Source organism: Salmonella sp. 2020_1459 (genome assembly GCF_043847915.1).
Taxonomy (GTDB): Bacteria; Pseudomonadota; Gammaproteobacteria; order Enterobacterales; family Enterobacteriaceae; genus Salmonella; species Salmonella enterica.
Genome location: NZ_JBCMFA010000006.1, coordinates 211,111 through 227,825, shown reverse-complemented (window position 1 = coordinate 227,825; position 16,715 = coordinate 211,111). Strand labels below are relative to the sequence as shown.

Annotated in this window: 16 protein-coding genes; 9 read left to right on the top strand and 7 right to left on the bottom strand. The window is 55.3% G+C overall.

What is annotated here, in order from left to right; genetic code table 11:
• Positions 1 to 6: 6 nt before the first annotated feature.
• Together hutG and hutI are read right to left on the bottom strand one after the other, a co-directional pair.
• On the bottom strand, positions 7 to 948 hold the full coding sequence (gene hutG, locus ACH0VJ_RS16680; protein WP_000195699.1) for a formimidoylglutamase: 942 nt from the start codon (positions 946 to 948) through the stop codon (positions 7 to 9).
• A complete protein-coding gene (gene hutI / locus ACH0VJ_RS16675) occupies positions 945 to 2,168 on the bottom strand; it encodes an imidazolonepropionase (RefSeq protein WP_001249474.1) in 1,224 nt (407 codons plus the stop codon). Before hutI ends, hutG begins: the two co-directional genes overlap by 4 nt.
• Positions 2,169 to 2,405: 237 nt before the next feature.
• Here hutI and ACH0VJ_RS16670 point away from each other — a divergent pair, with 237 nt between their 5' ends.
• On the top strand, positions 2,406 to 3,689 hold the full coding sequence (locus tag ACH0VJ_RS16670) for a putative acyl-CoA thioester hydrolase (RefSeq protein ID WP_001094776.1): 1,284 nt from the start codon (positions 2,406 to 2,408) through the stop codon (positions 3,687 to 3,689).
• A gap of 143 nt (positions 3,690 to 3,832) precedes the next feature.
• On the opposite strand, the gene pgl is transcribed toward ACH0VJ_RS16670, so the two are convergent.
• The gene (pgl, locus tag ACH0VJ_RS16665; RefSeq protein WP_000815468.1) at positions 3,833 to 4,828 is read right to left on the bottom strand and encodes a 6-phosphogluconolactonase; all 996 of its coding nucleotides are present in this window, start codon (positions 4,826 to 4,828) and stop codon (positions 3,833 to 3,835) included.
• 163 nt (positions 4,829 to 4,991) lie between these two features.
• Between pgl and ACH0VJ_RS16660 the strand changes: the two genes are divergently transcribed.
• Entirely contained in the window at positions 4,992 to 5,810 is an 819-nt protein-coding gene (locus ACH0VJ_RS16660; protein WP_023196373.1) for a pyridoxal phosphatase, read from the top strand.
• Here the strand turns inward: ACH0VJ_RS16660 and modC are convergent, their stop codons facing one another.
• The 4 genes from modC to ACH0VJ_RS16640 form a co-directional block, all read right to left on the bottom strand.
• Entirely contained in the window at positions 5,811 to 6,869 is a 1,059-nt protein-coding gene (modC, locus tag ACH0VJ_RS16655; protein ID WP_000891710.1) for a molybdenum ABC transporter ATP-binding protein ModC, read from the bottom strand.
• Positions 6,870 to 6,871: 2 nt separating this feature from the next.
• Entirely contained in the window at positions 6,872 to 7,561 is a 690-nt protein-coding gene (gene modB, locus ACH0VJ_RS16650) for a molybdate ABC transporter permease subunit (protein ID WP_000604026.1), read from the bottom strand.
• Positions 7,561 to 8,334: a molybdate ABC transporter substrate-binding protein gene (modA, locus tag ACH0VJ_RS16645; RefSeq protein WP_000951416.1), complete on the bottom strand. Its 774-nt coding sequence runs from the start codon at positions 8,332 to 8,334 to the stop codon at positions 7,561 to 7,563. Before modA ends, modB begins: the two co-directional genes overlap by 1 nt.
• A gap of 166 nt (positions 8,335 to 8,500) precedes the next feature.
• Positions 8,501 to 8,650, bottom strand: coding sequence for an AcrZ family multidrug efflux pump-associated protein (locus ACH0VJ_RS16640; protein ID WP_000891513.1), 150 nt, complete (start codon positions 8,648 to 8,650; stop codon positions 8,501 to 8,503).
• Between the two features lie 128 nt (positions 8,651 to 8,778).
• On the opposite strand from ACH0VJ_RS16640, the gene modE reads away from it, so the two are divergent.
• From modE to galM, 7 genes are all read left to right on the top strand, one after another.
• The gene (modE, locus tag ACH0VJ_RS16635) at positions 8,779 to 9,567 is read left to right on the top strand and encodes a molybdenum-dependent transcriptional regulator (RefSeq protein WP_001147417.1); all 789 of its coding nucleotides are present in this window, start codon (positions 8,779 to 8,781) and stop codon (positions 9,565 to 9,567) included.
• 67 nt (positions 9,568 to 9,634) lie between these two features.
• A complete protein-coding gene (gene modF, locus ACH0VJ_RS16630; protein ID WP_000096920.1) occupies positions 9,635 to 11,110 on the top strand; it encodes a molybdate ABC transporter ATP-binding protein ModF in 1,476 nt (491 codons plus the stop codon).
• A gap of 170 nt (positions 11,111 to 11,280) precedes the next feature.
• Positions 11,281 to 12,189 carry a DUF2167 domain-containing protein gene (locus ACH0VJ_RS16625; RefSeq protein WP_000885521.1) on the top strand — a complete coding sequence of 303 codons (909 nt, stop codon included), beginning with the start codon at positions 11,281 to 11,283 and terminating at the stop codon, positions 12,187 to 12,189.
• 222 nt (positions 12,190 to 12,411) lie between these two features.
• Positions 12,412 to 13,428, top strand: coding sequence for a UDP-glucose 4-epimerase GalE (gene galE / locus ACH0VJ_RS16620; protein WP_001265426.1), 1,017 nt, complete (start codon positions 12,412 to 12,414; stop codon positions 13,426 to 13,428).
• A gap of 10 nt (positions 13,429 to 13,438) precedes the next feature.
• Complete coding sequence (gene galT / locus ACH0VJ_RS16615; RefSeq protein ID WP_000187478.1) at positions 13,439 to 14,485, top strand: galactose-1-phosphate uridylyltransferase; 1,047 nt, start codon at positions 13,439 to 13,441, stop codon at positions 14,483 to 14,485.
• 2 nt (positions 14,486 to 14,487) lie between these two features.
• Positions 14,488 to 15,636, top strand: a complete 1,149-nt coding sequence (gene galK / locus ACH0VJ_RS16610; RefSeq protein ID WP_001049364.1) for a galactokinase — start codon at positions 14,488 to 14,490, stop codon at positions 15,634 to 15,636.
• Positions 15,630 to 16,670, top strand: coding sequence for a galactose-1-epimerase (galM, locus tag ACH0VJ_RS16605; RefSeq protein ID WP_000931428.1), 1,041 nt, complete (start codon positions 15,630 to 15,632; stop codon positions 16,668 to 16,670). Before galK ends, galM begins: the two co-directional genes overlap by 7 nt.
• Positions 16,671 to 16,715 lie beyond the last annotated feature (45 nt).

The window sequence follows — 16,715 nt, the reverse complement described above, 5'->3', positions numbered from 1 at the left end:
GACAGATTAACGCCACCAGTGCGCGATTTGCCAGCCAAGCCGCGCCGCCACGCGCGCCGCTGCGCCATCTTCATCAAAGCGTGGATTAAATTCAACCAGATCCGCCGCCTGTAATTTTCCGCTGCGGCAAACCGGCTCAATTAAACGCAGAACCTGTATCAGCGGCACGCCCAGCGCTGCGGGCGCGGAGACGGCCGGCATTTCCCAGACAGGCAATACGTCGAGATCGATAGTCAGATAAATTTTATCCACCTTGTCGATAAACTGCGTCATCTGCGCCAGCGCGTCATGGCAGTCAAGATCCTCCACCACGGTAACATTCCGCCACTGCGCTTCCCGCCACAACGCCTGCGTATTCGCCGCACGGCTCACGCCGAAACAGGCATAATGAAACGCGCGGCTCTGCGCGGCGCATAGCTGCGCCAGTTGACGAAACGGCGTCCCGGATGTTGCCTGGTCGGTCTGACGGAGATCCAGATGCGCATCAAGATTAATGATCCCTACGCTTTCCTGCGCAAACGCGTCCAGCACCCCCGCGCCGTGTCCAAATGCGGTTTCATGCCCGCCGCCCAGCACCAGCGTGCGCATCCCGGCCCGCAGGCAGCGGCTTACCGCATCGCGCAAGGCCTGCTGCGCGCCTTCCAGATCGGGCGTCGGCGCAACCCAATTGCCTAAATCCACTAGCCGTTCATGTCCCTGGTGGCTGGCCATATTCGCCAGCGCTTTACGCAACGCGTCCGGGCCGCCTGCCGCGCCGGGACGCCCTGCATTGCGTTTTACCCCCTCGTCGCAGGCAAATCCCATTAACGCGATCTTTTGCTGCCAGTTTTCGGGGGCAAAAGTCTCGCTGCGCGTGACGGTCTGAAACAGACGCTGCGCATCCGGCGCTTCTAGACTGTCATCGCGCCCCTGCCAGAGCGCCGGAGAAGCCGGATACCATTGCGTCATGAGATTTGTCCTCTGTATACCCGCTGATATAAAGGGTTACGCCCCGGCTCATACACAATCTCTACCGGCTGTTCAGCATCCCACACCACAAAATCCGCCCGGTAGCCGGCCCTGAGCTGCCCATGCGTCGCCTGTCTTCCCAGCGCGCGTGCGGCATGGCGCGTAACGCCCGCCCATGCCTCTTCCGGCGTCAGACCAAACTGTACGCAGGCCATATTCATCGCCAGATGCAAACTGCAAAACGGGCTGGTGCCGGGATTGAAATCGCTGGCGACGGCGACAGGCACCTGATAGCGGCGCAGCAGTTCTACCGGCGGGCGCTGCGTCTCGCGCAGAAAATAAAACGCGCCGGGCAATAATACGCCGACAGTACCGCCGTCACGCATCGCCGCGACGCCCGCTTCATCAAGATATTCGATATGATCCGCCGATAAACCCTGATAACGACTCACCAGCTGCGCGCCGCCCAACAGCGAAAGCTGCTCAACATGGCCTTTAACGGGAATACCTAACGCCTTCGCCGTCTGCAACACGCGCTCACTCTGGGCCACATTAAAGCCGACGCTCTCGCAAAAGAGGTCTACCGCATCAAATAACCCTTTTTGCCAGAGCTGCGGAATCATCGTCTCGCAGACCAGAGTGATGTAGCCGTCCGGGTCGTCACGATACTCCGCTGGCGTAGCATGAGCGGCCAATAGCGTGGGGCTAATGTCGATAGCGTTTTCGGCAGCAAGTTTTGCAGCGACGCGCAACAGCTTTTCTTCTGTCGCCAGCTCCAGACCATAGCCGGATTTAATCTCCAGCAGCGTAACGCCTTCGCTGGCAAGGCGCATCATGCGTTCGCGCGCCAGCAGGTAGAGCGTCTCCTCCGCACAGGCGCGGGTTGCTGATACCGTCGCGTTAATGCCGCCGCCCTGAGCGCTAATATGCTGGTATGACGCGCCGTTAAGCCGCTGCTCCCACTCTGCGGCGCGGTTACCGGCAAACACCAGATGCGTGTGGCAATCGATAAGTCCCGGGGTTACCAGTCGTCCCTGCATATCATGGATATTGTCCCCACTGACAGGAAGCTGCGTCTCTGGCACGATATCGCAAATATGCCCTTCGCGTACAATCAGCGCCTGGTTATCCACCAGCCCATACGGGGCTTGCTGCTGCGGGTCCATTGTCGCCAGCCTGATGTTTCGCCAGACAGTATCGCCCGGTAAAAGTTGCCGCATTCCTGTCGCTCTCTTGCCTGTCATGAGTTGTATAGACATTTATTTTCTTTCTGCTCCGGATTGTCAACTCAAAGCGCGAAAGTTGTTGCTTAATTGTGATAAAACTATCTGATGCTACAGGTGTTTCCAGCCTGAAAAGGAACTTTTTACCTTTTCGCCTTCCCGTTTCGTTCAACTTAGTATAAAAAAGCAGGCTTCAATGGATGTCATTTAACTTTTTCAAGCCCGGAGCAACCTGTGAATACATTATCGGTTTCCCGTCTGGCGCTGGCACTGGCTTTTGGCGTGACGCTGAGCGCCTGTAGCTCTACGCCACCCGATCAGATCCCTTCCGATCAAACCGCGCCTGGCACCGCCTCGCGCCCAATTCTGTCGGCAAATGAAGCGAAAAACTTCGTTGCGGCGCGCTATTTTGCCTCCCTGACGCCGAATACCGCCCCGTGGTCGCCGTCGCCGATTACCCTGCCCGCACAGCCTGACTTTGTGGTGGGGCCGGCAGGTACGCCAGGCGTTACGCACACCTCGATTCAGGCCGCGGTCGATGCGGCAATGGTTAAACGCACGAACAAACGCCAGTACATTGCTATTATGCCGGGCGACTATCAGGGGACCGTGTATGTTCCCGCCGCGCCGGGAAGTCTGACCCTGTACGGGACCGGTGAAAAACCGATCGATGTGAAAATTGGGATGGCGATTGATGGTGAAATGAGCGTCGCTGACTGGCGCCGCGCGGTGAATCCCGGCGGGAAATATATGCCTGGTAAACCCGCCTGGTATATGTTCGATAACTGCCAAAGCAAACACGCCGCGACGATCGGTGTGATGTGTTCTGCCGCGTTCTGGTCGCAGAATAACGGTCTGCAGCTACAAAATCTGACCATCGAGAACACGCTGGGCGACAGCGTCGATGCCGGAAACCATCCGGCGGTGGCGCTGCGTACCGATGGCGACAAAGTCCAGATTAACAAGGTCAATATCCTTGGCCGCCAGAACACCTTCTTTGTGACCAACAGCGGCGTGCAGAACCGTCTGCAAACCGATCGCCAGCCGCGTACGCTGGTGACGAACAGCTATATTGAAGGCGATGTGGATATGGTGTCCGGACGCGGCGCCGTGGTGTTCGATAACACCAACTTCCAGGTCGTCAACTCCCGCACACAGCAGGAAGCCTACGTCTTCGCCCCGGCGACGCTGTCCAATATTTACTATGGCTTTTTGGCGATCAACAGCCGCTTTAACGCCTCCGGCGATGGCGTTGCGCAGCTTGGCCGCTCGCTGGATGTCGACGCCAACACCAACGGTCAGGTCGTGATCCGCGACAGCGTGATTAACGAGGGCTTCAACGTTGCCAAACCGTGGGCCGACGCGGTCATCTCGAAACGTCCGTTTGCCGGAAATACGGGGACCGTGGATGACAAAGACGAGGTGCAGCGTAATCTGAACGACACTAACTACAACCGCATGTGGGAATACAACAACCGCGGTGTAGGCAGTAAAGTGGTGGCGGAACCTAAGCAGTAATCGCCGTTCCGGTTCAGGCTTATAAACGGGCCGCCGCAGCAGATGTGGCGGCCCGTGGTTTTACTGCAAGCGATGTTTATCGAAATTAATCAGGCATCCTGCCCTGGTGAGCTCCAGCCCGCCGCCCTCCGGCACACAGCGCTTTAGTACGCGTTCACCACAACCCACATTGGCCCCTGGCCGACGGCATAACGGCCTTTTTCCGTCAGCAACCCCTGAGTGCCCGTAATTTCATAGACCGCGATATGATGTGATTTTTGACCCGCAGCAATCAGGTATTTTCCGCTATTGTCGATATTAAAACCGCGCGGTTGGGCTTCCGTCGGCTGGAAGCCTTCAACGCTCAGTACGCTGCCATCTTCGGAGACACTAAAGACGGTAATCAGACTGGCGGTGCGGTCACAGGCATACAGATGCCGTCCATCCGGCGTAATATGAATATCCGCCGCCCAGCGGGTATCGGAAAAATCGGCGGGCATCATATCCAGCGTTTGCACGCACTCTATCTCGCCATGCGGATTTTTAAGCTGCCAGACATCCACCGAACTGTTCAGTTCATTGACGCAATACGCATATTGTCGATTCGGGTGGAAGACCATATGACGCGGGCCTGCCCCTTCAACCGTATTTACTTCCGCCGGCTCCTGGGCCACCAGATGGCCGTCATCGCTTAGCGTAAACAGACAAATGCGATCCTGTTTTAGCGCAGGCACCCACAGGGTACGGTTATCAGGCGTAATATTTGCCGAGTGGCAGCCGTCCAGCCCTTCCACCACATCCACCAACTCAACCGGCAGGCCATCCTGTAAGCGCGTCACGCTGACATTACCGGCGTTATACGATCCGACAAAGACAAAACGACCATGATGATCGGTAGAAATATGGGTCGGGCTACCCGGCAGGGCGGATTCGGCGGCAAACGTCAGCGCGCCATCATCCGGCGCAATACGATACGCCAGGACACGAAACTCCGGGCGCACGCCGACATAGAGGTAGCGTTTATCCGGACTGACCACCATCGGCTGAACCTGACCGGGCACATCCACGACCTGCACCAGCGTCAGCGTCCCTTCGTGGTTCAGGCTCCAGACGTGAATTTGCTGACTCTCAGGGCTGGCGGTATAGACTGTTTGTTTCATGAATACTCCTTTGCATATGGCATGTAGCTGCAATAACAGGACACAGCTTAACGTAGTCGCTTTTGACGGCGAATGCTGAATTCAGACGCAGAATTTTGTCTGCTTACCGTCCCGGTGTACCATGCCGACAGACGGAATTATTACTCTTAATCTGGAAAAAATTATGACTGCACGCGTGATTGCCCTCGATTTAGACGGAACATTATTAACCCCGCATAAAACCTTACTCCCCTCCTCGCTTGACGCGCTATCACGCGCCAAAGAGGCGGGCTTTCAACTTATCATTGTCACTGGTCGCCATCACGTTGCTATTCATCCTTTTTATCAGGCGCTGGCGCTGGAAACACCTGCTATTTGCTGCAACGGCACCTATTTGTATGATTATCAAGCTAAAACTGTCCTGGATGCCGATCCTATGCCCGTGGATAAGGCGTTGCAGTTGATTGATTTACTGGATGAGCATCAGATTCACGGCCTGATGTATGTTGATGACGCTATGCTTTACGAACACCCAACCGGTCACGTCGTGCGTACCTCCCGGTGGGCGCAGACCTTGCCGCCGGAGCAACGTCCGACCTTTACACAGGTCTCTTCGTTAGCGCAGGCGGCGCGCGACGTGAATGCCGTGTGGAAGTTTGCGCTTACCGATGAAGATATTCCCAGGCTACAGCGGTTCGGTCAGCATATTGAACAGGCGCTTGGCCTGGAGTGCGAATGGTCATGGCACGATCAGGTGGATATCGCGCGCAAAGGCAACAGTAAAGGCAAGCGCCTTACCCAGTGGATAGAAGCGCAGGGAGGGTCAATGAAAAATGTGATCGCTTTCGGCGATAACTACAACGACATCAGTATGCTGGAGGCGGCAGGCACCGGCGTTGCGATGGGCAACGCCGATGAGGCGGTGAAAGCGCGCGCTGACGTCGTGATCGGCGATAACACTACCGATAGCATCGCCAAATTTATTTACACCCACCTGCTATAGTCAGGCGGTGATAGAAACGCTTTTCACCTGCGCGTAAAGCCACAGGCCAGGCTTGATATTCAGCTCATCCCTGGCCCACGGGCTTATTCGCGCCCACAGCGTTCTGCCGCCTATCTCAAGCTGGACTTCCACCTGCCCGTTATCGTCATAACAATTCGCCACTTTTGCCCGCAATACGTTGCGGATACTGGTCTGCTGCGGCGGCTGTAGTACCAGCGAGACATCCGACGCCTGTATACGAATACGCAGTGTGGATTGCAGCGGCTGATTGAGTTTATTTACCCACAGGTGCTGGTCGCCAAGCGCCAGGGCAGTCATGGCATAATGCGGGTGATGCTCCAGCACGCTAACTTTCAGAATACTGCTCTGTTGCTCTTTCGGCAGCCACGGGTGCATAACGCTGCTTCCCCAGACCTCCTCCAGCGGGCCAAACGCTTTAACCTGTCCATCCTCCAGCACCATGACTTTATCCGCCAGGTGGAGAATTTCATCGAGAGAATGGCTGACATACAGCATGGGAATATTGATTTCTCGCGCCAGCCGTTGCAGGTACGGCAGTAATTCGCGTTTACGCGGGATATCCAGCGAGGCCAACGGTTCGTCCAACAGCAGCAACTCCGGGGCGGTGAGCAATGCCCGGCCTATCGCTACGCGCTGTTTTTCTCCGCCGGACAGGCTCCCCGGCAGGCGATCAAGCAACGCTTCAATTCCCAGCAGCGACACCAGCTTATCAAACTGACCGGTCATGCTTTTCGCCATGCCGTAGCGCAAATTGCCGCGTACTTTGTAATGGGGGAACAGGCGCGCATCCTGGAAAACATAACCGATGCGGCGCTTTTCCGGCGTTAAACAGATACCGTTTTCCGCGTCATGCAACACCCGGCCATTCAGCGCGATGCGTCCTTTTTGCGGGCGAGTCAAACCACTGATGGCATTAATCAGCGAGGTTTTTCCCGCGCCGGAGACGCCAAAGATAGCCGTGATCCCACTGGCTGGCAGCGTTTCGTTGAGGGTTAAACAGTGCGTTCCCAGCGTCTGGGAAAAATTAAGCTCCAGCATGGTTAGCGCCCCGTCCGTTCACGGCTAATCCGCGCCAGCCATTCAGAAATCAACAGCGAAATCAGCGCTAATACAATCGAAATCACGCACAGCCTCGCCGCCGCGCTCTCCCCGCCAGGCGTCTGGATCAAGGTATACATGGCGGAAGGTATGGTGCGGGTTTCGCCCGGAATATTGGAAACAAAGGTAATGGTCGCGCCAAATTCGCCAAGCGAACGGGCAAACGCCAGCACCGTACCGACAATAATGCCCGGCAGGGTAAGCGGTAAGGTGATAGTCAGAAAAACGCGCCAGCGCCCGGCGCCCAGCGTTCTGGCGGCCTGTTCAAGCTTGATATCCACCCCCTCCAGCGCCAGCCGAATGGCCCGCACCATCAGCGGGAAAGACATCACCGCCGCCGCCAGCACGGCGCCGCGCCAGCTAAAGGCAAACGTGAGACCGAACCAGTCATACAGCCACTGGCCAATAAATCCGCGTCGCCCCATCGACACCAGCAGCAGATAGCCGACCACCACCGGCGGCAGCACCAGCGGCAGATGCAGGACGCTATCAAGTAAGGCTTTGCCCGGAAACCGGCATCGCACCAGTAACCAGGCAAAAAAGATCCCAAACGGCAGGCTAAACAGCACGGCCAGGGAAGACACTTTAAGGCTAAGAAGGACAGCCTGCCATTCTGGATCGGTCAGTATCATTACTTCGTCGTAAATCCATAACGTTTAAAGATTGCCGAGGCCTGCGGTCCTTTCAGGTAATCATAGAACGCGCTGACGGTCGCATTTTTATGCCCCTCCACGATAGCGATGGGGTATTCCACTTTTTTATGTGAATCTTCCGGGAACGTAGCCACCACGTTGACCCCCTTGCTGGCGACCGCATCAGAACCGTATACAATGCCCAAAGGCGCTTCGTTACGTTCGACCAGCGCCAACGCGCCGCGCACATCCTCGCCCGGCGCCAGTTTCGGTTCAAGCGTTTGCCATGCGCCCAACTTTTGCAGCGCTTCTTTGGCATAAATTCCCGCCGGTACGTGTTGCGGATCGCCCACCGCCAGACGTCCGCCGTTCAGCAGACGAATCCAGTCCGTTTTGTTGTCGATGGTAAACGGTTTCTGCTCGCTGGCTTTCGGCGCTACCACCACCAGGCTATTGCCAAGCAATGTTTCGCGCGTCGTGGTATCCACCGCTTTTTTATCGGCTGCGTAATCCATCCATTTCTGGTCAGCAGAGATGAACAGATCCGCCGGCGCGCCCGCTTCTATCTGGCGCGCCAGCGTTGAAGAGGAGGCGAATGAGGAGACCACATCCACATTTTTCTCTTTTTTATATTCTGCCGCAATGTCTTGCATCGCGTTCGTTAGCGACGCGGCGGCAAATACGGTGATCTTGCCTTCATCCGCCAGCGCATGACCAGCGATGACGAAAGATAATGTCGCCCCTGCGACCAGGCGTAACCAGGAATGCGCCATCTGTAACTCCTTGTGCGTTTCGTTATGTAAACGACAATATAACGATAATCTCAGGGGTTTCCCAGCGGTTATTCATACCCATTAACGATTAAACACAGAAAATATCGGCAGGAAAAGCAGGATCTTGAGTAACAAAAACGCCCGACTGAGCGGGCGTTTGGGGAAATCAGCGGTTCTGTCTGGACTGGTCTTTCTGACCGATACCGGAAAAAATGTTGAACACCTCACCCAGACCGTAAATCAGACCGAGGATGATGGCCATCACTACCGGTACCATGATGACGGCGAATACCAGACTTTTTAATAACTCTAACATGGGCAACTCCAGATATAGTCCTTTTTGTATTTTAACCGCATCACACAGAAAAGCACTCCCCTTTTGTGCGGTCGGCTTTGCGCTGACGCGCTTTTCAGTCACAATAGTCCTTTTACCAGGAGCTGGTTATGCAGGCCGAAATCCTTCTTACCCTGAAACTTCAGCAAAAGCTTTTTGCCGATCCCCGACGTATCTCTCTGCTGAAACACATTGCGCTTTCCGGCTCGATTAGTCAGGGCGCGAAAGACGCGGGAATCAGCTATAAGAGCGCCTGGGATGCGATAAACGACATGAACCAGCTTAGCGAACATATGCTGGTTGAACGCGCAACGGGCGGCAAAGGCGGCGGCGGCGCGGTATTAACCCGCTATGGTCAGCGTCTGATCCAGCTTTACGATTTGCTGGGCCAAATTCAGCAAAAAGCGTTCGATGTGTTAAGCGACGATGACGCCCTGCCGCTTGACAGTCTGCTGGCCGCTATCTCCCGCTTTTCACTGCAAACCAGCGCCCGAAATCAGTGGTTCGGCACCATTACCGCCCGCGATCGCGATCAGGTGCAACAGCATGTCGACGTGCTGCTGGCCGACGGCAAAACGCGGCTCAAAGTCGCGCTGACGGCGCAAAGCGGCGAGCGTCTCGGCCTGGAGGAAGGTAAAGAAGTGCTGATCCTGCTAAAAGCGCCGTGGGTTGGCATTACCCGGGATGCAGCCGTTGCGCGCGCCGCTGACAATCAGTTGTCGGGAACGATCAGCCATATCGAGCGCGGCGCGGAACAGTGTGAAGTGTTGATGGCGCTGCCGGACGGCCAGACGCTGTGCGCCACGATACCGACTTCAGATGCCGCCACGTTAAAGGAAGACGATGACGTGATTGCCTGGTTTAATGCGGACAGAGTGATTATTGCAACGTTGTGCTAAGCACATTGACATCCGTTGCCGAAAGACGTATCCCTGTCATTCATCGCTGCAAAAAATGGGATGCAAAATGTCATCGTTGCAAATTTCGCAAGGCACGTTTCGTCTGAGCGATACAAAAACACTTCATCTGGATTCGCTGACGCTCAATGCGGGCGATAGCTGGGCATTCGTTGGGGCTAACGGGAGCGGGAAGTCGGCGCTCGCCCGCGCGCTGGCGGGTGAACTGCCATTATTAACAGGCGAGCGCCAGTGTCAGTTTACCCGCATTACTCGTCTGTCCTTTGAACAATTGCAAAAGCTGGTCAGCGATGAATGGCAACGTAATAACACCGATATGCTCAGTCCTGGCGAAGACGATACCGGACGCACTACCGCGGAAATTATTCAGGATGATGTTCACCATCCTGCCCGCTGTGCGATGCTGGCGCAGCAGTTCGGCATTTCCGCTTTACTCAACAGGCGTTTTAAATACCTTTCTACCGGCGAGACGCGAAAAGCGCTGCTGTGTCAGGCGCTGATGTCTGAGCCGGAGTTATTGATCCTTGATGAACCGTTCGACGGGCTTGACGTGACCGCCCGTCAACAACTGGCGCAACGCCTGACGGCGTTGAACCAGGCGGGCATTACCCTGGCGCTGGTACTCAACCGTTTTGATGAAATCCCGGACTTCGTGCAGTTTGCCGGCGTGCTTGCCGACTGTACGCTGGCGGAGACCGGAACGACGACAGAGTTACTGCAACGGGCGTTGGTCGCTCAACTCGCGCACAGCGAGCGTCTGACCGACGTACAATTACCCGAACCGGACGAACCTTCCGCCCGCCATGCGTTACCCGATGGCGAACCACGGATCGTACTTAACGATGGCGTAGTCTCGTATAACGATCGCCCTATCCTCCACCACCTAAGCTGGCGAGTCAATCCGGGCGAACACTGGCAGATCGTCGGTCCTAACGGAGCGGGTAAGTCTACGTTGCTTAGCCTTATTACTGGCGATCATCCGCAAGGCTACAGCAACGATCTTACGCTGTTCGGGCGGCGGCGAGGAAGCGGCGAAACAATCTGGGATATCAAAAAACATATCGGCTACGTCAGCAGCAGTTTACATCTGGATTACCGCGTCAGTACCACGGTACGCAATGTCATTCTCTCCGGCTATTTCGATTCTATCGGCATTTACCAGGCCGTTTCAGACAGGCAACGAAAACTGGCGCAACAGTGGCTGGATATTCTGGGAATCGATAAGCGTACGGCGGATGCCCCCTTCCACAGTCTCTCCTGGGGACAGCAGCGGCTGGCGCTGATCGTGCGCGCGCTGGTTAAACATCCGACAGTGTTGATTCTGGATGAGCCGCTGCAAGGGTTGGACCCGCTGAACCGCCAACTGGTACGCCGTTTTGTAGATGTATTAATTCGCCAGGGAGAGACCCAACTGCTGTTCGTTTCCCATCATGCAGAGGATGCGCCTGCCTGTATTACCCACCGGCTGGAATTTGTACCAGATGGCGAACGTTATAAGTACGTTTCCGGACGATGCAATAATTAAATGTATTATCAGAATGGCGCCGCGCGCCATTCTGGAACCACTCTCCTTTTATTAAGAATAATAATAACTGTCGATAAGCTTACTATCTCTTGAATCGCTGACCGCCTCATTGTCATAATAATCCTGAAATTTTCGACAATGATGTCGTATGTGAATATAAGGGATTCATTATGGCTTTTCGTTTTCCACAAATAATACTATTTTTACTGGCAGCCATGTTATTTTGCCCCGGCAGTTATGCTGAGCAAAAGCCGACCGCTGCGCAGGAAGCGCGTAAAACCGCCGTTGAGGTCGCTGTTGAAGGCATGAGTCGCGCCGCCGTTGCGGGTCCGACAAAGATTAGTTTAGGTGATAAAGCCACGCTTAATCTGCCGGAAGGATTTACCTGGATACCCGCAAAAGAAGCGGCGGTATTTATGCGTGAAATTGGTAACTATGTTGACGATGAATATTTTTACGGCCTCGTATTTAAAAAGGAAATGAATGGATTTATTTCTATCGAATATGATGATTCTGGTTATGTAAAAGATGATGATGCAAAAAACTGGGATGCCGATGAATTAATGGATAACCTGCGCAAAGGCACAAAAGAAGCGAATAAAGATCGTATTGCAAAAGGCATTGAGCCGATAGAAATTATTGGCTGGATCGAGAAGCCTACCTACGATGCAACCAATCATCGTCTGATCTGGTCCGCCGCCGTCCAGGATATCGGCACCAACGAACCACTGAATGAACAAGGCGTGAACTACAACACCTATCTGCTGGGACGTGAAGGCTATTTTTCTTTAAATCTGGTGACCGACAGAGGTTCTGTTGACCATGAAATCCCTCTGGCGAAAAGAATTCTCAGTTCCGTCAAGTTCAACGCTGGACAACGCTACGCTGACTTCAACGAATCAACGGACAAAATAGCGGAGTATGGGCTCGCCGCGCTGATTGGCGGTATCGCGGCCAAGAAAGTAGGTCTGCTTGCTATGCTCGGTATCGCGTTGCTTAAGTTCTGGAAAGTGACCGCCATCGGCGTCGTTGCCGTCGGGGCGCTCGCCAGGAAGCTACTCTCGCGTAAAAAAGACTGACAGCTCCTGCCCCGTCCGTTTCATTCCCAGGCGCGTAACGCGCCTTTTTTTCGGATAAAAAGCAGAAGCATTCTCAAGCCAGATGATTTGTAATCATTTAATTGATATAAATGCGTAAAATCACCAGTGTGTAAACGATTCCACTAATTTATTACATGTCACACTTTTCGCATCTTTGTTATGCTATGGTTATTCCATACCATAGGCTTAACGGAGCGAATTATGAGAGTATTGGTTACAGGTGGTAACGGTTACATTGGAAGTCATACCTGCGTACAATTGCTGCAAAATGGTCATGACGTCGTCATCCTCGATAACCTCTGCAACAGCAAGCGCAGCGTGCTGCCCGTTATTGAACGTCTGGGCGGTAAGCACCCGACCTTTGTCGAAGGCGATATTCGCAACGAAGCGCTTATAACCGAAATTCTGCACGATCACGCGATTGATACCGTGATTCACTTTGCCGGCCTGAAAGCCGTCGGCGAATCGGTCGCCAGGCCGCTGGAGTACTATGACAACAACGTCAACGGTACGCTGCGGTTGGTCAGCGCCATGCGTGCGGCCAACGTTAAAAACCTTATTTTTAGCTCCTCCGCCACCGTTTATGGCGATCAGCCCAAAATTCCTTACGTCGAAAGTTTTCCTACCGGCACGCCGCAAAGCCCCTACGGCAAAAGTAAATTGATGGTAGAACAGATCCTCACCGATCTGCAAAAAGCCCAGCCGGAGTGGAGTATTGCGCTGCTGCGTTATTTCAATCCGGTCGGCGCGCACCCGTCGGGCGACATGGGAGAAGATCCGCAAGGTATTCCGAATAACCTGATGCCCTATATCGCCCAGGTCGCCGTGGGTCGTCGCGAATCGCTCGCCGTTTTCGGCAATGATTACCCGACCGAGGATGGCACCGGCGTACGCGATTACATTCACGTTATGGACTTAGCCGACGGGCACGTCGTGGCAATGGAAAAACTGGCGGACAAATCCGGCGTACATATTTATAACCTCGGCGCGGGTGTCGGCAGTAGCGTCCTGGATGTGGTCAACGCCTTTAGTAAAGCCTGCGGTAAACCCATTAATTACCACTTCGCGCCGCGTCGCGACGGCGATCTCCCGGCGTATTGGGCGGATGCCAGCAAAGCCGATCGCGAGCTGAACTGGCGCGTCACCCGCACGCTTGACGAAATGGCGCAGGACACCTGGCACTGGCAGTCACGCCATCCGCAGGGATACCCAGATTAAGGACGTTGTTATGACCCCATTTAATCCCATCGATCATCCGCATCGCCGTTATAACCCGCTTACCGGCCAGTGGGTTCTGGTTTCGCCGCATCGCGCAAAGCGCCCCTGGCAGGGGGCGCAGGAAACGCCGTCTCAGCAAATGCTGCCGGCCCACGACCCGGACTGCTTCTTGTGTGCGGGCAATACGCGTGTCACTGGCGATAAAAATCCCGATTACAAAGGGACTTACGTCTTTACTAACGATTTCGCGGCGCTGATGGCCGACACGCCGAATGCGCCGGACAGCCACGATCCGCTGATGCGCTGTCAGAGCGCGCGCGGCACCAGCCGCGTGATCTGTTTTTCTCCCGATCACAGTAAAACGCTGCCGGAGTTGAGCCTGCCCGCGCTGACGGAAATCGTCAGAACCTGGCAAACGCAGACCGCCGAGTTAGGCAAAACCTATCCGTGGGTGCAGGTCTTTGAAAATAAAGGCGCGGCGATGGGCTGTTCGAACCCGCATCCGCATGGCCAGGTCTGGGCCAACAGCTTCCTGCCGAATGAGGCCGAACGCGAAGATCGTTTACAAAAAGCCTACTTCGCCGAGCAGCGCTCGCCAATGCTGGTGGATTATGTCCAGCGAGAACTGGCGGACGGCAGCCGCACCGTGGTCGAAACCGAACACTGGCTGGCGGTGGTGCCTTACTGGGCGGCGTGGCCGTTCGAAACGCTACTGTTACCCAAAACGCATGTCCTGCGCATTACCGATTTAAGCGACGAGCAGCGCGACTCTCTGGCGCTGGCGTTGAAAAAGCTGACCAGTCGTTATGACAACCTGTTTCAGTGTTCCTTCCCCTACTCAATGGGCTGGCACGGCGCGCCGTTTAACGGTGAAGAAAACGCACACTGGCAGTTGCACGCGCACTTTTATCCGCCGCTGCTGCGCTCTGCGACCGTCCGTAAATTTATGGTCGGCTATGAAATGCTGGCGGAAACCCAGCGTGATTTAACCGCAGAACAAGCGGCTGAACGCCTGCGCGCGGTCAGCGACATCCATTTTCGCGAATCCGGAGTATAAAAATGAATCTGAAAGAGAAAACGCGCGCGCTGTTTGCTGAAATTTTCGGCTACCCTGCCACCCACACGATTCAGGCGCCAGGCCGCGTCAATCTGATCGGCGAGCACACTGATTACAATGATGGTTTTGTTCTGCCCTGCGCTATTGATTACCAGACCGTAATTAGCTGTGCGCCGCGCGACGATCGTACCGTACGGGTGATTGCCGCCGATTACGACAATCAGGTGGACGAATTTTCACTGGATGCGCCGATCGTGACCCACGATAGCCAGCAGTGGTCAAACTATGTGCGCGGCGTAGTGAAACACCTGCAACAGCGTAACAACGCGTTTGGCGGCGTGGATATGGTCATCAGCGGCAATGTGCCGCAGGGCGCCGGGTTAAGCTCCTCCGCCTCGCTGGAAGTGGCGGTGGGCACAGTCTTCCAGCAGCTTTATCACCTGCCGCTGGACGGCGCGCAAATTGCGCTCAACGGACAAGAGGCCGAGAACCAGTTTGTCGGCTGTAACTGCGGCATTATGGATCAGCTCATCTCTGCGCTCGGCAAAAAAGATCATGCGTTGCTGATTGATTGCCGTACGCTCGGCGCCAAAGCGGTTTCCATGCCGAAAGGTGTCGCCGTGGTGATCATCAACAGTAACTTTAAGCGCACGCTGGTAGGCAGCGAGTATAATACCCGTCGTGAACAGTGCGAAACCGGCGCCCGTTTCTTCCAGCAGCCGGCCCTGCGCGATGTCAGCCTTGAGGCGTTCAATGCCGTCGCCAGCGAACTGGACCCGGTAGTCGCAAAACGCGTTCGCCATGTATTGAGCGAAAATGCGCGCACCGTTGAAGCGGCAAGCGCGCTGGAGAAAGGTGATTTGCAACGTATGGGCCAACTGATGGCGGAGTCCCATGCCTCAATGCGCGATGATTTCGAAATTACCGTCCCGCAGATAGACACGCTGGTAGACATCGTCAAAGCGACCATCGGCGATCAAGGCGGCGTGCGCATGACCGGCGGCGGCTTCGGCGGGTGTGTTGTCGCACTGATCCCGGAAGATCTGGTTCCCGCTGTGCAGCAGGCCGTTGCGCAACAGTACGAAGCGAAAACCGGAATCAAAGAAACCTTTTATGTATGCAAACCGTCACAAGGAGCAGGACAGTGCTAAATGAAACGCCCGCACTGGCCCCCGATGGTCAACCGTACCGCCTGCTAACCCTGCGCAACAGCGCAGGGATGGTGGTAACGCTGATGGACTGGGGAGCCACTCTTCTTTCCGCCCGTATTCCGCTGTCTGACGGCAGCGTTCGGGAAGCATTGCTGGGCTGCGCCAGCCCGGAACACTACCCTGAACAGACGTCGTTCCTCGGCGCCTCTATTGGCCGTTACGCGAACCGTATCGCCAATAGCCGCTATACGTTTGCCGGCGAAACCGTACAGTTAAGCCCAAGCCAGGGCGAGAACCAGCTACACGGCGGACCGGAAGGCTTTGACAAGCGCCGCTGGCAAATTGTGAACCAGAACGATCGCCAGGTATTATTCGCGCTCACCTCTGATGACGGCGACCAGGGCTTTCCTGGCCATCTGTGCGCCACGGCGCAATATCGTCTGACCGATGACAATAGAATCTCCATCACTTACCGGGCAACGGTCGATAAGCCCTGTCCGGTGAATTTGACCAACCACGTCTATTTTAATCTGGACGGCGATCGGACCGACGTGCGCCAGCATAAGCTGCAAATTCTGGCGGATGAGTATCTGCCGGTAGATGAATCCGGTATTCCACGCCAGGGGCTAAAATCGGTAGCCAATACCTCGTTTGACTTCCGGATGCCAAAAGTCATTGCCAGCGAGTTTCTCGCCGATGACGATCAGCGCAAGGTTAAAGGCTACGATCATGCTTTCCTGCTACAGACGCAGGGTGATGGCAAAAAGCCGGCGGCCCGTCTGTGGTCACAGGATGGAAAGCTACAAATGATGGTTTACACCACCGCCCCGGCGTTGCAGTTTTATTCCGGCAATTATCTGGCGGGTACACCTTCCCGCGGGCCGGAACCTTATGCCGACTGGCAAGGGCTGGCGCTGGAAAGCGAACTGCTGCCGGACAGTCCGAATCATCCTGAATGGCCGCAGCCTGACTGTATCCTTCGCCCTGGCGAGGAGTACGCCAGCCTGACCGAGTATCAGTTTATTCCGTTCTAACGATATGCCGCTACATGCCCGATGACGCAAGCTTATCGGGCCTAC

What these genes read in the sequence shown, in the direction of transcription:
- ACH0VJ_RS16625 (WP_000885521.1), top strand. Translation starts at nt 11,281, where the DNA reads ATGGCTTTTCGTTTTCCACAAATAATACTATTTTTACTGGCAGCCATG.
- modB (WP_000604026.1), bottom strand. Translation starts at nt 7,561, where the DNA reads ATGATACTGACCGATCCAGAATGGCAGGCTGTCCTTCTTAGCCTTAAA.
- galE (WP_001265426.1), top strand. Translation starts at nt 12,412, where the DNA reads ATGAGAGTATTGGTTACAGGTGGTAACGGTTACATTGGAAGTCATACC.
- hutG (WP_000195699.1), bottom strand. Translation starts at nt 948, where the DNA reads ATGACGCAATGGTATCCGGCTTCTCCGGCGCTCTGGCAGGGGCGCGAT.
- modA (WP_000951416.1), bottom strand. Translation starts at nt 8,334, where the DNA reads ATGGCGCATTCCTGGTTACGCCTGGTCGCAGGGGCGACATTATCTTTC.
- ACH0VJ_RS16640 (WP_000891513.1), bottom strand. Translation starts at nt 8,650, where the DNA reads ATGTTAGAGTTATTAAAAAGTCTGGTATTCGCCGTCATCATGGTACCG.
- modE (WP_001147417.1), top strand. Translation starts at nt 8,779, where the DNA reads ATGCAGGCCGAAATCCTTCTTACCCTGAAACTTCAGCAAAAGCTTTTT.
- hutI (WP_001249474.1), bottom strand. Translation starts at nt 2,168, where the DNA reads ATGCGGCAACTTTTACCGGGCGATACTGTCTGGCGAAACATCAGGCTG.
- modF (WP_000096920.1), top strand. Translation starts at nt 9,635, where the DNA reads ATGTCATCGTTGCAAATTTCGCAAGGCACGTTTCGTCTGAGCGATACA.
- ACH0VJ_RS16660 (WP_023196373.1), top strand. Translation starts at nt 4,992, where the DNA reads ATGACTGCACGCGTGATTGCCCTCGATTTAGACGGAACATTATTAACC.
- modC (WP_000891710.1), bottom strand. Translation starts at nt 6,869, where the DNA reads ATGCTGGAGCTTAATTTTTCCCAGACGCTGGGAACGCACTGTTTAACC.
- galK (WP_001049364.1), top strand. Translation starts at nt 14,488, where the DNA reads ATGAATCTGAAAGAGAAAACGCGCGCGCTGTTTGCTGAAATTTTCGGC.
- pgl (WP_000815468.1), bottom strand. Translation starts at nt 4,828, where the DNA reads ATGAAACAAACAGTCTATACCGCCAGCCCTGAGAGTCAGCAAATTCAC.
- galT (WP_000187478.1), top strand. Translation starts at nt 13,439, where the DNA reads ATGACCCCATTTAATCCCATCGATCATCCGCATCGCCGTTATAACCCG.